This window comes from Sinomicrobium weinanense, from assembly GCF_018863395.1.
Lineage (GTDB): Bacteria > Bacteroidota > Bacteroidia > Flavobacteriales > Flavobacteriaceae > Sinomicrobium > Sinomicrobium weinanense.
On the sequence record NZ_JAHKRR010000002.1, the window covers coordinates 41,892 to 58,499 of the forward strand.

Consider the following 16,608-nt stretch of genomic DNA (forward strand, 5'->3'; position numbering starts at 1 on the left):
CCTTTTCACTTTTTTAAAAACAATTTAACCCTTAATACAAAATGAAAAATGATAATGTGTAGAAGGAAATGGATGGGGCAAAAGCAGTTAGCCATATCGGCACTTTTATGGCTGACTCATGTTGCCGCCCGGGCCCAGGATGGGATTGCCGGGATCAACGAAGCTAATCAGAAAGTACGAAGTTACTTCGATGCAGGGACTAACCTGATGTACGCGGTCGGAGCCATCTTAGGGCTTATAGGCGCTGTTAAGGTCTATCAAAAATGGAATGCCGGTGATCCCGATACGGGTAAAGTAGCCGCTGCCTGGTTTGGAAGCTGTGTCTTTCTCGTGGTGGTCACTACGGTGATCAAATCTTTTTTCGGTGTATAAAAACAAAAGTCATGAAGGAAAAGCTCATTGAAAAACTCTGGGATTATATCATCGAGAACAATCCTGAACTGATGTTTTCCCTACAGGAAGACTACTCTGTAAGGAAATATCTGGATCATAAGATAGGTACTTTGAATGACCAGCTTGAACAATGGCAGGAACAAGGCCTGCCAAACGAAACCTTAGAAGAACTCGCACTACAAGAGTTGACCAAAGACCTGAAACCTTCCAGGTTTCACTATGTCCGAAGCATCCTGGAAGAAGAATTCAAACCCGGTTTTTTACGATTTAAAGAAGCAGGTACATTGACTTACCAGGTGGTTACCATTATCGATTCCTGTAAGGAGGCTTTTGAAGCTATAGGATTTTCTGAACAAAACAAAAACAGTAAAAGGCTACGGGATATCATTACAGGTATAATTACAAAACACCTGGAAAGCAAGTAAGTGAAATACAAAATGGTATGAACAAGGGAACCCTTTCCGGGACAGCATATAACAGGAAATGAGCAATAGTGTATATCAAAACCACAAGGGAATCAATCAGAGTATAGAGTTCCGTGGCCTCAAAGCGCAGTACATATGGTATTTGGGCGGTGTAGTTGTACTGCTCCTTATCCTATTTGCAACAATGTATATTATTGGTATACCGGCCCTGGTCTGTGTGGTTATCATACTTGGATTTGGGGCTTTCCTGATCCTGAAAATCTACAGGATGAGCAAGGTATATGGAGAACACGGGTTAATGAAAAAACTTGCGCAACGCCAGGTCCCTCATGTCATAAAATGCCATACACGAAAGACCTTTTACAAACCAGACAGGTAAAAGGTAAAAGTTCAAATACAAAACAGGGAAACCATTCCTAAACTTATAAAAGACAGGAAAATGAAGAACGAAAAGATGATGAAAGACCTGTTTCCGATAATGGATATACAACATGATGGCATCCTTTCCAAAAAAGGGGACATCACGGTAGCCTTTAAGGCAGAACTACCAGAGATCTTTACCCTGAGCAACCAGGAATACGAGGCATTTCATCAAGCCTGGATCAAGGCGCTCAAAATACTACCGCACCATACGGTCTTTCATAAACAAGACTGGTTTTTGGATGCCCGTCACAACCCGGATTTCACCAAAGAGGATATTACTTTCCTATCCCATAGCAGTGAACGTTTTTTTAACGAACGTCCTTACCTGGACCATTGCTGTTATATTTTTCTTACCAAAAAACCTAAAGGCAGGAAACTCACCACCTCACTTTTCTCCAACCTGATTCGCCCCACCTTGGTTCCGAAAGACACCCTGGATGAGCAAAAGTTTCAGGATTTTATGGATTCCGTCGGTCAGTTTACCCGAATATTGGAAGACAGTGGAATGGTTAATCTCACCCGGATCGCCGAAAAAGATATTTGGAGCAGCGATAAAACTTCAGGATTACTGGAACAATACTGCTTTTTGGAGCCAAAGACATCCGGGAACTTCATTAAAGACCTGGAGCTGACCGGGGACTACCTAAAAGTAGGAGATCAATATGCCCAGATATACAGCCTGGGTGATGCCACAAATCTTCCTGCATTGTGCGGAAGCCGTATCGATTACGATAAATACAGCACGGATAAAACACGGTTTTCGGTGAGTTTTGCCTCCCCCTTGGGACAGCTACTCCCCTGCAATCATATCTTCAACCAATACATTTTTATAGAAGATGCACAAAAGACGGTCAAGACTTTAGAAAGTAAGCGGCTCCGGTTGCAATCACTAGCGGCATACAGCCGTGAAAATACTATTGCAAGGGATGCGGTTAACCAATTTCTCAATGAGGCCATTAGTGAACAACGGCTACCGGTAAAGGCGCATTTTAATATAATGGTATGGACAGACCGAAAAGAAGAACTTCCGGAATTAAAAAATAAGGTTTCTTCCGCCCTGGCCCAAATGGATGCCGTTGCCAAGATAGAAACGGCCGGAGCTGCCCAGATCTATTGGGGAGGGATTCCGGGGAACCAGGCAGATTTTCCTATGAATGACAGCTTTGACACTTTTGTGGAACAAGCCAGTTGTTTTCTTAACCTGGAAACCGGGTATCGCACTTCCATAAGCCCCGTCGGGTTGCGTTTGGGTGACCGGTTAACCGGAAAGCCTGTTCATGTGGATATTTCTGATGAGCCTATGAAACAGGGGATTTGTACCAATCGCAATAAGTTTATCCTGGGGCCTTCCGGATCAGGAAAATCTTTCTTCACCAATCACATGGTACGCAGCTACTATGAGCAAGGTACCCATATTGTTTTGGTTGATGTAGGACACAGCTATAAAGGGCTTTGCGATATGGTTGATGGCTATTACTTTACGTATTCCGAAGCAAACCCTATTCGTTTTAACCCCTTTTATATCGGTGAAGGGGACAGCCTGGATACAGAGAAAAAAGAGAGTATCAAAACGCTACTGCTTGCCTTATGGAAAAAGGATAATGAAACTTTTAAACGGAGCGAATATGTAGCATTATCCAATGCGTTAACCGGGTATTACGAACATCTTGGACAGTCACCCAACGACTTTGCCTGTTTTGACAGCTTTTATGAATACCTGAAATACACCTTTATCCGGGATTTGGAAAAGGATAATGTCAAGGACAGGGATTTTGATGTCAATAATTTCCTGTACGTACTTCGTCCTTATTACAAGGGCGGGGAGTTTGACTACCTGCTCAATGCCCGGGAAAACCTGAACCTCTTACAACAACGGTTTATTGTTTTCGAACTGGACAATATCAAGGACCATCCTATTCTCTTCCCCGTGGTGACCATAATCATTATGGAAGTGTTCATTAACAAGATGCGCAAACTTCACGGGCTACGCAAAATGATCCTGATCGAAGAGGCCTGGAAAGCTATAGCCCGGGAAGGGATGGCCGAATATATAAAGTATTTATTCAAAACGGTACGGAAGTATTTCGGAGAGGCCATCGTGGTTACCCAGGAGGTGGAAGATATTATTTCCTCGCCCATTGTCAAACAGGCCATTATCAATAATTCCGATTGTAAGATCCTGCTGGACCAGCGCAAATACCAGAACAAGTTTGACCAGATCCAGGAACTCCTGGGGCTTACCGAAAAGGAAAAGGCCCTGGTACTTTCGGTCAATAAAGCCAACGATCCTACCAAAAAATACAAAGAAGTATTTATCAGTCTGGGTGGGATGGTTTCCAAAGTTTATCGTACCGAAGTCTCTGTGGAGGAATACCTGGCCTATACTACCGAACAAAGCGAAAAAGTAAAAGTCATGGAATATGCGGAGAAATTCGGAGGAAACATCCAAAAGGGCATTGCTGCCCTGGCGGCTGATATGAGAAGTCAAAATTAATCACGTTGCGGATTCACTCCTATTTGAGTAGACAACAATAGAAGTGTTTTCGGAACTATAAAACAAGCATGGAAATGAAACATTTATTAAAAAAGATTATGCTAGGCATGTTATGCATAACCCTTTGGAGTGCCTCCCCTGCTCCATCCGAGGCTCCCCCGGCTCCGATTGCTATCCTGGAAGTCATCAAGGCCGGGATCAAGAAGGTAATCAAAGCAGTTGATTTAAAAATCCAGCGGTTACAAAACAAAACGGTATGGCTCCAAAATGCACAAAAGACCCTGGAGAATACCCTTTCCAAACTCAAACTCACCGAGATCGCTGATTGGACAGAACGACAAAAAGAACTTTATCAGGGGTATTACCAGGAACTGGTTAAGGTCAAAGCGGTAATCACTTATTATCAACGCATCCGCGACATTACCGAAATGCAATCGGCCATGATTGCAGAATACCAACGGATATGGCACTTGCTTCGGAAAGATACCCGGTTTACTCCGGATGAAGTTGACTATATGGAAAAAGTTTATTCCACAATGCTGGATAACAGCCTGGAAAACCTGGATCAGATCTTTTTGATCATCGAGGCTTTTGCCACCCAGATGAGTGATGCAAAACGCCTTGAAATTATCAATAATGCTGCTGACCGGGTAGAACAGACCTATCTCGATCTGAAACGTTTCAATCGTCAAAATATCCTGCTCAGCTTACAAAGGGCTAAGGAACAGGGACAATTGGAAACGGTAAAGCAACTCTATGGAATCCCTCAATAAATCAAATATGAAAATAACAAGGACATGCTGGGTTTTACTGCTGGTAGGGTTATTATCTATAAACGCTGCCCAGGGCCAAACCTTTTCTGAGTGGTGGCGCCAAAAGAAAACCCAAAAGAAGTATTTGATTCAGCAAATCGTAGCGCTACAAATGTATATCGGTTATGCAAGGAAGGGGTACTCCATTGCCAAAGATGGCTTAAACTTTATTGGTGACCTTAAAAACGGAGAGGTCAATTTCCATTCGGATTACTTTCAATCCCTCGAAAAAGTCAATCCGAATATTAAGCAGTACGCCCAGGTCACCGAGATCATGGTCTTACAATACCAAATGACCAGGGAATATAGTCAATCCCTTAAACAACTCAATCAAAGTAAGGCTTTTAATGAAAAGGAATTAGAGTATCTCTGTGGAGTTTTCGAAAGAACCCTGGATTTTTCTTTGGACACCCTGAACGAGCTTATTGAAATCTGTACCAACGGTGATCTGGAAATGACCGATGATGCCCGGCTAGAACGTATCGATCTCCTCTATAACCAGATGTTGGAACACTATGGTTTTTACCAGGAATTCAGCAAGGAAAGTAAACAACTTGCCTTAGCACGATTACAGGAAAAAGGCGATACCCAAAAGATACGCCTGATGTACAATCTAAAATAAAACAACGATGACACGAAAAATGATATGTTCGGGAATTCTTCTATTGGGATTTCTGGCACCCTTGAAAACCACAGCGCAATCTCACGAGGTAGCCCAACTACTGCTTAATGTGGAAAAACTCACTCAGTTTAAGCAAATCCTGAGTGATATGAAAAAAGGGTATCAGATCTTGACCAAAGGATATAATACCATAAAAGATCTGTCCGAAGGGAATTTCACACTGCACCAGGTATTTCTCGATGGATTGATGCAAGTAAGCCCAACGGTTAGGAATTACAAACGGGTAGCCGATATTATCCGTTACCAGGGCTATTTGTTTAAGGAATACAAAGCAGCATATTCCAGGTTTCAAAAGGATGGCAATATCAATCCGGATGAACTGCTCTATTTAAAACAAGTCTATGACCGCCTTTTCAAAGAAAGCCTGCAAAACCTGGATGACCTGGCCACGGTATTGACCGCTAATAAACTCCGTATGTCGGATGATGAAAGGCTTCAGGCCATTGACCGCATCTTTATTGAAATGGAAGACAAACTGGAATTCCTGCGCTATTTCAATGATAGGACCACGGTTCTTGCTATTCAAAGAGCCCGTGAGAAACAGGATGTAAACACCCTGGAACTGATTTATGGAATTTCTCAAACCCCATAGTCCTATGAGAGCATCGCTTAAAACCATAAAGATATGGCTATTCTTAGCGCTTACACCTGTTACGGGTTTGGCCCAGGGAAGTGGAGAAATTAGTAGCCTGCATGGGGTATTACAACAGCTTTATGCAGAAATGTTACCGCTTTGTAGCCAGCTTATAGGAGTAGCTCAGGGAATTGCCGGTTTTGCCGCCCTTTGGTATATCGCATCAAGGGTATGGCGACACCTGGCCAATGCCGAGTCCATTGACTTTTATCCACTATTCAGACCTTTTGCCATTGGGATCTGCATTGCCGTTTTCCCCTCGGTCATAGGACTGATCAACGGCGTAATGCAGCCCACGGTAAGTGCTACTTCGGCCATGGTCCAAAATTCAGATAAGGCCATAGCCGTATTGCTGGAACGTAAAGAAGACGCCTTGAAAAAAACGGAGGCCTGGAAAATGTATGTAGGTGCTGATGGCATGGGAGATCCGGATCGTTGGTATCGTTATACCCATGATAATGCCGAACCATCAGATGCGGGCCTTTGGGAAAGTCTCGGAAACGAGTTTAAGTTTGGTATGGACATGGCTTCTTATAGGTTCCGGCATTCCGTCAAGGAATGGCTTAGCGAAGTTTTACGGGTGATTTTTGAATCGGCGACCCTTTGTATTGACACCCTGCGCACCTTCCAGCTTATTGTTCTGGCGATTCTCGGTCCCCTGGTTTTCGGAATTGCGGTCTTTGATGGCTTCCAGCATACCCTGGCAGTGTGGATTGCCCGTTACCTCAATGTCTTTCTCTGGCTCCCCATTGCCAATATCTTTGGCAGTTTGCTCGGGAAAATACAACAAAAAATGCTGGAACTGGACATCTCCCAGGTCGAAGGTTACGGGGATACCTTCTTCAGTAGTACGGACATTGCCTATATGATCTTTTTAATCATTGGCATCGTTGGATATTTTACCGTTCCTTCCATGGCCAATTATATCATCCATGCCGGAGGTGGCAGTGCCCTGACCCAAAAAGTAACCAATCTTTTAAAAAGCTCCTCCCGAAAGGTGGTTTCTTCTACGACAACCGGGGCCGGAATGGCTGTTGATGCTATGGGAGATGTTTTCAGTAGAATGTCGCAGAGTATGGCCGGGCACGGGGTCTCTTCCGATTACTTTGGCAGTAATTCAAATACTTCCAACAAATACATGAAAGATAAATTAAAAGGGAACACCTAAGCTCCATGAGTTGGTTTGAGCCTTCATGAAGACAGATAAATGATAAGAGAAGATGTTTCAGAAAGCAAAAAATATCGATACCGCCTTTAAACAGGTCAGGCTTACAGCCCTGGTGGTTATAATTGGAAGTATCCTGATCTGTGCTTATACCATATATCAGGGACATGCCCTTGTCGCCACCACACAACAACGGGTTTACGTGTTATCGGATGGGAAGGTGTTACAAGCCCGGGCATCCAGCAGAAGGGAAAATATCCCCGTGGAGGCCCGGGACCATGTCAAAACCTTTCACCATTGGTTCTTTACCCTGGCACCTGATGATAAGGTCATTCGCGAGCACATCTCCAAAGCCTTGTACCTGGCTGATGGCTCTGCTAAAAGACAATACGACAACCTGGAAGAAAAAGGGTACTATGCCCAAATGATATCCGGCAATGTCAGCCAGACCATTAAAGTTGATAGTGTTCAGGTAAACATAGAAAACCATCCTTATGCTTTTCGCTGTTATGCCACCCAAAAATTAGTGCGTACCACCAGTATAGTAACACGGAGACTGATCACAAACGGGGTACTCCGAAATGTTTCCCGGAGTGATAACAATCCCCATGGTTTTCTGATCGAGCGTTGGCAAATTCTTGAAAACCGGGATATCCAGGTAAAAAACCGCAGGTAACAGATAAGCCACATATCATGAAACAAAAACAAACAAAATCATCCCGGGATAAACTTGTGTTATGGGTCATTGACAGGATTCTGAACATACAATCCCGATGGGCTGCATGGATAGACCGCAAAACATCCCATATTTCCCCTAAAGCCTGGGTACTTCTGCTGGCCTGTTTTGTATTGGTATCAGTGGCATATAACACCTGGCTCATTTGGCATAGTCTGACCTTTAAAGAAAAACAGATCATACAAATACCCCCTGCCTCAAAGGAGTCCCGGGATCACGATGATAGCCTAAAGGCATTTGATAGCATTCTAAAAAATAAGCCAAAGGACAGCAGTCATATACCACATTAAAATGAGTAATTAAAAATCACGAAACTATGAAAAAGAAAAATCGAAAAATCCTATGGGTCCTTCCCCTATTGATCCTTCCGGTGGTTACCCTGTTATTCTGGATATTTAGTGATGGACCGGGGGAAAATTTCACCCAAAAGTCCACCTGGAAGTCGATAAATCCGGAACTGCCGGAAGTAAACACGGAAAAAGAATTTCCATCGGATAAAATGAGTTATTACCAGAAGGCCAAATCGGATTCGGTTAAATGGCAGGAACAAGCCAAAAATGACCCGTACTATCAGCATGTTCCTGATCAGGATGCGGACCACGGACAAGGGGACCTCTCCAAAAACCGAAAACTAGAAACTTCCATAGCATCTCCTTGGGACATGGGGTATCAAGACCCAAACGAGGAAAAAGTGTATCAGAAACTGGCGAAACTGGAAAAAATACTGGATCATCCCGATACCGCTCCCTCACCCCTTAGCTCCCATCCACAGACCATTCCTGACGGCAGGGTATCTCCGGACAACGAAGACATCGACCGATTGGAACTGATGATGCAGCAGATGACTTCTCCGGAACCCGAAGATCCTGAAATCCGGCAACTCAACCACATGCTGGAAACCATACTGGACATCCAACACCCACAGCGGATACAGGAAAAACTGGCACAGGCTTCCAGGGAAAACAAAGGAAAGGTATTCCCTGTTTCACAAATGCCTGAAGAAAATCCGGTTTCCCTGTTAGATGGCAGTGACAGCATATTACAGGGTCTGGATTCCGGTTTTTATGGCCTGGAATCCTTTGCATGGGAAGATACCTTACAAAACGCTATCGCAGCAGTGATCCACGAGACCCGGACCCTGGTTTCGGGGGCTATCGTAAAACTCCGCCTGACGCAGGATATCTATATTCAGGGCGTACGGATTCCTAAAGGTCATTTTGTATTCGGCACGGCCAATATCTCGGGGGAACGATTGCATATCACTATCGATGGTATCCGTTATCGGAACTCTTTATTCCCTGTGGAGCTGACCGTATACGGAATGGATGGCATCCAGGGTATGCACATCAAGGGAACCCTCTCCGGCAAGATTGCCAAGGAATCTGCCGGCCAAACGGTACAAGGCATAGGGCTCACCTCCTTTGACACTTCCCTGGAAGCCCAGATGGCCAGTGCAGGAATAGAAGCTACCCGTAGTTTTTTTAGCAAAAAGGCTAAACTTATTAAGGTCACTGTTAAAGCCGGTGATCCAGTTTTATTACAGGATAAAAAACAGAAAAACTAAAAATTCAATATATCATGAAAACATATTATCGCAATACTTTTACAGCATTAGTACTAATCTTTACTGCATTTTTAAGCTATGCGGAGTCCATAGGCATCATACACACTATAGAATCTTTTCCTATTGCCATCACTGATAACAAAACTACAAATCTCATCTTCCCATATGATATACGGAGTGTAGACCGGGGTAGTAAAGAGGTGTTGGTGCAAAAGGCCAAAGGAACAGAAAATATCTTACAGCTTAAAGCCGCACAGGAACATATGAAAGAAACTAATCTTACTGTCATCACATCCGACGGTAAATTATATTCTTTCCTGTTGCGATATACGGCTAATCCAAAAACCCTGAATTACTCTTTCGGTATACGGGATATATCGGAAGTAGCCTTTTCTCCGGGGACATCCAATGAAAGCATCCTGAAAAAATACGCGGAGATCACTGCCGGAAAAAAGAAAAAAATCAGGGGAGTTAAAGATAAAAATAATGGGGTGACATTTCGGCTAACCGGGCTTTTTGTTAAAGACAATGTTATGTATTATCGGTTTCATATTGAAAACGCTTCTAACCTAAAGTATACTATAGACCAGCTCCGTTTTTTTGTCCGGGATCGGAAAAAGGCCAAACGCACCACATATCAGGAGATGGAGATCCCCCCTTTATATATGTATAAAGACACTGATAAAGTTGAAGGGCAATCCGGACAAACCCTGGTAGTTGCTTTACAGAAACGTACCCTACCCAATAAAAAACAGCTATCCGTGCAGCTTATGGAAAACTACGGAGGCAGGCACCTGGAACTGAGTATAAAAAACCGAAAGCTCATGCGTGCCACGGTATTATAAACTATTGTTTAACTGAAAAATGAAATGTGATGAATCAAGAAAATTTAAGTTTCCTACAGGAACAGGTCATGTATGCCGGATTCGGAGATACGCTGGATAATACTTTAAAGGAAAAAATGGCACAAAAGCCCGCTACCTTTACCCTGGATTACAAAACGGCCTACGGAGATGACAAAGTAGATGCTAAACTCCACTTTAGCCAATCCAAAAGGGAGGACAGTGATATGTATTTCTTCAATTCCTATAAAGTGAACCTCAAAAGGGAGGGCAAGCCCGATATGGAGCAACAATTCTATATCAATCTAGGGAACAATATTACCCTTAAGGAAGCCTATAACCTCATGCAGGGAAGAGCCGTTAATAAAAACCTCAGAAATAAAGAAGGAGAAGCCTATAACACTTGGGTACAGCTGGATTTTAAGGAAACCAACGACAAGGGGAACTATCAGATGAAATACTATAACGAGAATTATGGGTATGACCTGGATACCGCTTTGCAAAAATATCCACTCCGCGAACTTGAAAAGGACAGTTACAAAAGTAACCTTATGGAATCCCTTAAAAAAGGAAATCCTGCCTCCGCAACCTTGATTCGTGAAGGTAAAGAAGACCAGAAAGTTTATATAGTGGCCAATCCGAAATTTAAGTCTGTTACCTTACTTGATAGTAATATGCAGCGCTTGGGCCGCAGGCAACGTGAAAAACAGGATTCGTCAAAAACCAAAAAACAAACGCAGACACCTGAAGGGGAAGACAACTCCCCTTCTGCCAAAAAGAAAAGGAGACGGAAAGCCAAAACGGTTTGACCCTAATCACGTTTTATCATGAAAAATACCACAATGGATAACAGGGTGGAAATCGAACTTTCCAGGTGGTTGTCCAGAGAGCAACGTTTTCAGAAACTTTTTTCCTTTTCATTGAATGCCAACCGGGATTTTATCAAGGAAAAATTGCGGTTTTATCGTAGGGTATCGTCCAAATATAAAGGGCAGTTGACACCCCAGGAAAGTTTAACCCTAAGGATGATGCGACAGGAAAGGCGGCACCTGGAAAAACAACTCTACCCCAATGTATGGGTTCGGCTGGCTTATAAAGCCATCTCCCGAATGGTCCGCGGTGCCCAAATTGCACGAGATCAACAAAGGCAAACCACTAATATCGAACAGTTAAAGGATTCCATTCGGAAAATGGGATTTCCGGAAGTTGCTCTACAGCGTGAACAATTGGCTAACAAGGAAAAAATTTCTATTCCGCTATCGTACCAGGTTGGAAAAAAAGAACAAATGCAATTTGACCTGGTCCTAAAACAAGGTAGTAAGGGATACGAGTTAGCCGGTTATACGGCCAGCTTACATCGCCAAGAAGGAAACCCATCCAGGATAAAACACTATTTCAAGGCAGCAGGAGAAAATACCGTAACTGCGGAACAGGCTCATAATCTACTCTCTGGCCGTTCTGTAATGAAAGGAAATGGGGACAACAGGCATTGGATGCAGCTCGATTTTAATGACAGGAATGCCCAGGGTAATTACAATATAAAACGGTTTTATCCCGGGTATGGTTTTGACCTGGAAAAAACACTCAGGAAATTACCACTAAAGGAGCTTGGAAATAAAGCGGAGACCAAAGAACTCGTGCGTGATTTAAAAAACGGAAAACGCAGGACCGTTACCTTAGTTCAAGGGAACAAACAGCACCACATAACCATTGAGGCAAACCCGAGGTTTAAATCGTTGAACCTGTACAATACCAAGGGACAGAAAATTGCTTTGGATAAGAATGGGAACAGGTTACTTGGACAGAAAAAAGGGCTTCAACGTAAGGTAAGATTACGAAAAGGCCTCGTCGGAAAGGATCGTATGCGAATCAAGCGAAACTAATAGGATCAAGTTGAATACCCTGATGTATTTTATGGAAGTAGCTGGCAAGGATTGCCGTATTCATGCCACGCACATTAGCCTGTTCCTGGTATTATGGTTAAAATTTCAAGAACAAGGTTATATCAACCCTGTCCGGGTGTTTAGTCATGAAGTGATGGAAGCAGCCAAAATTTCATCCAGGGCTACCTATTGCAAACGAATTCGGGAATTAGACTATTATGGTTATTTAAACTACGAGCATTCATTTGGAAATAACCGCAGGAGTGCTGTGTATCTTAAACAAATAAAGCGATAAAATGATCTATAAAAGCCTGATTAATCAGGCTTTTTGCTTATATATTAACGGAGGGAGAAAGCTTTTGTTTTGAACAAAAATGCAGCCGATAAGTGGCATCTAAGAGGCATTTTTCATATCTTTACTTATCGCTTTCTCTTTCTTCAAAAAGAGGATTGAACATGAAGAATGACAAGAAAAAGGCGAACACCTCTGAAATATCCCCTTCAAAAGAATTAGAAATCATTGATCAACAAAAAGAAGAAAAATTAATCTCCTTTTTTACCAATATTATTGTGGAATTAACCCTCGAACAACATGAAAAAAGCAATTCGATATCTTAGATTCAGCCGGATAAATCAAAGCCACAGTTCTATCGAACGACAGGAATTATATACGGATAACTGGATAGAATATCACAACGTAAAATTGATAGATACATTTAAGGACGAAGGAAAAAGCGCCCGGTCATTTGATCGTCCGGATTTTAAAAAATTGAAACTGTTTATTGAAAAGCATCACAGGCATGTCGATTATCTCATAGTTGATCAATTCGACAGGTTCAGTAGAGATGCCGGTGAGGCACTGGTCATGGTTAAAATGCTGCAAAGCAAATATAAAATTCAAATCGTATCTGTAACTGAAGGCATTACCTTTGATTACAATACTCCGGGAAGTTTTTTCAGGGCAGGATTACAGCTTTTACTGGCAGAGGAAGATAATATTAATCGAAGTATTAAAATAAACGGAGGTATTTATACTGCGAAAGCTAAAGAAGGCAGGTATATTTATGGTCACCCGCCTTTTGGGTACAAAAAAATAGGGGAAGGAAAGGACAGACACCTTATTATTCATGAAGAGGAAGCTAGTATCATATCCTATATCTATAATGCCTATTTAGCAGATATCCCACTATACATCATAAAACAAAAGGCAAAAAAAATGGGATTCACCCGGACCGGAAATACAGCAGTGGAATTGGTTCTTAAAAATCCCATATATGCCGGACTACAAAAAGTCAAGGCCTTTAAGGAATATCCCGGGGGATTGTTTCCTGCCCGCCACAAAGCTATTATTTCCAAAGCAATGTGGAATGACGTTCAGAATAAGCTAAAAAAGCCAATGACGAAAAGAACGATTATCGATGAGAATATTCCATTAAGGGGAATTCTAAAATGCCATTGTGAAAATCTATTATCCGGTGCAGCATCTACAGGCTCAGCAGGCAGACAGTATTATTATTATAAATGCAAACATTCCGGACATAATAATATTAGCGCCATAAAAGCACATAAACAATTACATGAGATCCTTGACCTGATGAGTCTTCCCGATAACTATATGAAGAAAATCAAACAGGAAAGTACCAAGACCATAGAGAAAATGATAATAGCGAACCAAAACAAAATAAAATCGCAAAAAATCAAACTGGATAAGTCAAAAGAAAAGTTACATTCTCTTCAGGATAAGTTTATCGACAATCAAATAGATCAGGAAACTTATGACAAGTTTTATGATACCTATACGACTGAAATATATACTTTGGAGGAAACCATTAAAGAATTAGGAAAAGATCGCACTACCGTCTATAAAAAGCTCTATAAGAACCTGGACTACCTCAAGGACCTAAGTAAGCTCTATGACTCCATTGATGTTTTAAAGAAAAGACAATTCATTTCCATCCTGTTCGATGACCAATTGTACTATGAAAATGGTAGCTATCGAACTAACCACATCCCACTAAACCTTGAAGATAACTTACTGAAAACCAAAAAGAAAGGATTAATAAAAATCCAAAAAAAAACGGGATTTCACGAAGAAATCCCGTCAAGTCGGGGTGGCAGGATTCGAACCTGCGACCTCCTGCTCCCAAAGCAGGCGCGATGACCGGGCTACGCTACACCCCGAAAAAATTCAGCAATCTAAAATTTAATGTTCCGGTTCCAAAACGTCTTGTTTCTATGAACCAAACTTGTTCTCAACGAAGCCAAAAGGCTATATCCTGAAATAAAAAAGCGGAGAGACTGGGATTCGAACCCAGGCAACACTTTCGCGTTGACAGCTTAGCAGGCTGCTGCATTACCACTCTGCCACCTCTCCGTTAATTTCTATATGAACGTCTCGCTCTTAAATTGCGGATGCAAATGTAGTGGTTCGCCTTATAGAACGCAACTATTTTGGATACTTTTTTGTTTCTTTTTCATAAAAATTCGTTACCCGTTTAAAAATCAAGTGTATACTATTCCGGGTACTCTACCCTTAGGTGATAGATGTTGGTCAGCTTCTGTTTCAGCACTTTTTTTACACTCTCTATTTCCTTAAAGGTGATATTGGCATTCAAAAACTGCCCCTCCTCTATCTGCTTGTTTACAATTTTTTCAACAAAGTCATTTATGATGCCGTAATTCGGGTTCTTCAGGCTTTTTGAAGCTGCCTCCACGGCATCGGACATCATCACTATCGCGGTTTCTTTGGAAAAAGGGATCGGGCCGGGGTATTTGTAATCTTCTACCGGGGTGTTTTCATCGTTTTCCAGTTGTTTTTTATAGAAATAATATACTGTCGACGTACCGTGATGGGTCCGTATAAAATCGATAACCCGGTCGGGCAGGTTGTTTTTACGGGCCAGTTCTATCCCGTCCAGGACATGCCGGATAATGATCTGCGCGCTTTCCGCAGGGTTTATTTCATCGTGAGGGTTGACACTGGTGGTCTGGTTTTCCGTAAAATATGTCGCATTGTTCATCTTCCCTATATCGTGATACAGGGCCCCTACCCTCACCAGCATGGCATTGGCCCCTACTTCATTCGCTGCCGCTTCTGCCAGGTTAGCTACCTGCAACGAGTGATGGAAGGTTCCCGGTGCCTTGTCCGACAGTTCCTTTAACAATCTGGAGTTGGTATCGGAGAGTTCCAGCAAAGATACGTCAGAGACCAGCCCGAAGAGTTTTTCGTAAATATAGATCAGCGGCTGGGCAAACAAGGTTGCCAGTCCGTTGAGGATGAACAGGCCGAAATTGAGCCAGATGATATTCTGCAGGTTGCCTTCGTGGATCACGGTAAAGGCAAAATACGTGATCATATACACCAGGGTGATCTGCCCTACGGACACAAACAGGTTGGCCCTGCGATACAGCTCCGAAACCGTAAGGATGGTAACAATACCTGCAATGACCTGCAGGAATACATACTCGAAACTGTTCGGTACAATAAAGCCGAGCAGCAGCACGGTCAGTACGTGAACGAACAGTCCCAGCCTGGCATCGAAGAAAGCCTTAAGGATGATGGGCAGGATACACAAAGGCACAACATATACGTAAGCCCCGTCATATTTTACCGCGATCGTGGTAATAAACACCATGGCAATGATGTTGACGAAAATAAAGGTTACCTTGGTATTGTCCTGCAGAATATGCGGCCTGTATTTCCGGAGAAAAAGGAGTAACATCACAAAGGCCAGAGCTACCAGAATAGTATATCCGAAAACGATCCAGTAATAATTGGTCCCCTTCCACAAATGTGATTCGTACTCTTTTTTCAGGGAAGTCAATATCTCGTATTTTTCACCCTCCACGACTTCCCCGTTAAGGATGATCCGTTTGCCCCTGTCTATTGTTCCTTTGGTCGTATAGATATTGTTCAGTTCGTCTTCCAGGGCCTTTTCAGAAAGTTCCTTGTTTGCTATGATGTTAGGTTTTACAATAGCTGTAAACAGGTCGTAAAAGTCGTCTTCATAATCAGAAAGCCTTTGTTGTGCCAGGAAGTCGGAAAGCAGCTGTCTTATTTTTCCAATCTGTACTAATTTGTCTTTGGCTACGGGTGTTACTTCATTACCTTTTACCACATTGACAAACCGGGTGTCCGGCAGGGTCTCTGTATCGGCCACTACCCCGTCGGCATATAGCATTTCGAGAAAATCCTGTCCTGCCTTTTTCGGGCCCCTTCGCTTAAAATAATTGGCGTATTCCGCCTCATAACGGTCCGTAACACCGGAAACCACACTCGTATCGTAAGCGTAATAAGGTATGAAGTTGGCCCGTACTTCTTCCTGCTCGTCCGCAATTTCTTTTTCCGTTTTCTGTATGGCGAAATCAAAAGGGGCATAGAGATTTTCATACTGCCATGCTTTTCCCTTCTGAAATTCGTATTTGAACTTTCCCGCCTTTGGAAAAAGATAGATCACCAATGCCGTAGCACAGAGAAAAAGAAAAGTCTTATAGATCAGTGACTGATTCCGGTATATATCGTGCAAGGCATCTTTCATTAATAAGGATATATTTA

16 protein-coding genes, 2 tRNA genes and 1 pseudogene are annotated in these 16,608 nt (G+C 42.6%); 16 read left to right on the forward strand and 3 right to left on the reverse strand.

Translation table 11 applies throughout. The features are described from left to right. Positions 1 to 72: 72 nt before the first annotated feature. The 16 genes and pseudogenes from KN811_RS05840 to KN811_RS22095 all read left to right on the forward strand — a co-directional run. Positions 73 to 372 (forward strand): DUF4134 domain-containing protein, encoded by a 300-nt coding sequence (locus KN811_RS05840; RefSeq protein ID WP_187964550.1) that lies wholly within the window; start codon positions 73 to 75, stop codon positions 370 to 372. A gap of 11 nt (positions 373 to 383) precedes the next feature. Further along, a complete protein-coding gene (locus KN811_RS05845; RefSeq protein ID WP_187964516.1) occupies positions 384 to 818 on the forward strand; it encodes a DUF1896 family protein in 435 nt (144 codons plus the stop codon). A 58-nt stretch (positions 819 to 876) separates the two neighbouring features. Next, on the forward strand, positions 877 to 1,197 hold the full coding sequence (locus KN811_RS05850; RefSeq protein ID WP_187964515.1) for a DUF4133 domain-containing protein: 321 nt from the start codon (positions 877 to 879) through the stop codon (positions 1,195 to 1,197). A 60-nt stretch (positions 1,198 to 1,257) separates the two neighbouring features. After that, positions 1,258 to 3,735, forward strand: a complete 2,478-nt coding sequence (locus KN811_RS05855) for a TraG family conjugative transposon ATPase (protein ID WP_187964514.1) — start codon at positions 1,258 to 1,260, stop codon at positions 3,733 to 3,735. Between the two features lie 74 nt (positions 3,736 to 3,809). After that, on the forward strand, positions 3,810 to 4,508 hold the full coding sequence (locus KN811_RS05860) for a conjugal transfer protein TraI (RefSeq protein WP_216334719.1): 699 nt from the start codon (positions 3,810 to 3,812) through the stop codon (positions 4,506 to 4,508). A 7-nt stretch (positions 4,509 to 4,515) separates the two neighbouring features. Continuing rightward, the gene (locus KN811_RS05865) at positions 4,516 to 5,169 is read left to right on the forward strand and encodes a hypothetical protein (protein ID WP_247716414.1); all 654 of its coding nucleotides are present in this window, start codon (positions 4,516 to 4,518) and stop codon (positions 5,167 to 5,169) included. Positions 5,170 to 5,176: 7 nt separating this feature from the next. After that, entirely contained in the window at positions 5,177 to 5,821 is a 645-nt protein-coding gene (locus tag KN811_RS05870; RefSeq protein WP_216334721.1) for a TerB family tellurite resistance protein, read from the forward strand. Between the two features lie 4 nt (positions 5,822 to 5,825). Further along, positions 5,826 to 7,031, forward strand: coding sequence for a conjugative transposon protein TraJ (gene traJ / locus KN811_RS05875; protein ID WP_187964512.1), 1,206 nt, complete (start codon positions 5,826 to 5,828; stop codon positions 7,029 to 7,031). 52 nt (positions 7,032 to 7,083) lie between these two features. Further along, positions 7,084 to 7,704, forward strand: a complete 621-nt coding sequence (gene traK / locus KN811_RS05880) for a conjugative transposon protein TraK (protein ID WP_187964511.1) — start codon at positions 7,084 to 7,086, stop codon at positions 7,702 to 7,704. A gap of 17 nt (positions 7,705 to 7,721) precedes the next feature. Continuing rightward, a complete protein-coding gene (locus tag KN811_RS05885) occupies positions 7,722 to 8,054 on the forward strand; it encodes a hypothetical protein (RefSeq protein WP_187964510.1) in 333 nt (110 codons plus the stop codon). Positions 8,055 to 8,080: 26 nt separating this feature from the next. Then, on the forward strand, positions 8,081 to 9,328 hold the full coding sequence (gene traM / locus KN811_RS05890; protein WP_187964509.1) for a conjugative transposon protein TraM: 1,248 nt from the start codon (positions 8,081 to 8,083) through the stop codon (positions 9,326 to 9,328). Between the two features lie 14 nt (positions 9,329 to 9,342). Continuing rightward, a complete protein-coding gene (gene traN, locus KN811_RS05895) occupies positions 9,343 to 10,173 on the forward strand; it encodes a conjugative transposon protein TraN (protein WP_187964508.1) in 831 nt (276 codons plus the stop codon). Positions 10,174 to 10,202: 29 nt separating this feature from the next. After that, positions 10,203 to 10,979, forward strand: a complete 777-nt coding sequence (locus KN811_RS05900; protein WP_187964507.1) for a hypothetical protein — start codon at positions 10,203 to 10,205, stop codon at positions 10,977 to 10,979. Between the two features lie 18 nt (positions 10,980 to 10,997). Then, a complete protein-coding gene (locus KN811_RS05905) occupies positions 10,998 to 12,053 on the forward strand; it encodes a hypothetical protein (protein ID WP_187964506.1) in 1,056 nt (351 codons plus the stop codon). A 456-nt stretch (positions 12,054 to 12,509) separates the two neighbouring features. Then, positions 12,510 to 12,671, forward strand: a complete 162-nt coding sequence (locus KN811_RS05910) for a hypothetical protein (protein WP_187964505.1) — start codon at positions 12,510 to 12,512, stop codon at positions 12,669 to 12,671. Then, positions 12,646 to 13,434, forward strand: a pseudogene (locus KN811_RS22095) (recombinase family protein); the annotation flags it as partial. The gene KN811_RS05910 and the pseudogene KN811_RS22095, both read left to right, overlap by 26 nt. Before the next feature lie 725 nt (positions 13,435 to 14,159). On the opposite strand, the gene KN811_RS05920 reads toward KN811_RS22095, so the two are convergent. The 3 genes from KN811_RS05920 to KN811_RS05930 all read right to left on the reverse strand — a co-directional run bounded on the left by KN811_RS05920 (position 14,160) and on the right by KN811_RS05930 (position 16,591). After that, positions 14,160 to 14,234 (reverse strand) — tRNA-Pro (locus KN811_RS05920). 109 nt (positions 14,235 to 14,343) lie between these two features. Continuing rightward, a tRNA-Ser gene (locus tag KN811_RS05925) sits at positions 14,344 to 14,427 on the reverse strand. A 139-nt stretch (positions 14,428 to 14,566) separates the two neighbouring features. Further along, positions 14,567 to 16,591 (reverse strand): HD family phosphohydrolase, encoded by a 2,025-nt coding sequence (locus KN811_RS05930; RefSeq protein WP_187964504.1) that lies wholly within the window; start codon positions 16,589 to 16,591, stop codon positions 14,567 to 14,569. Between the last annotated feature and the right edge of the window lie 17 nt (positions 16,592 to 16,608).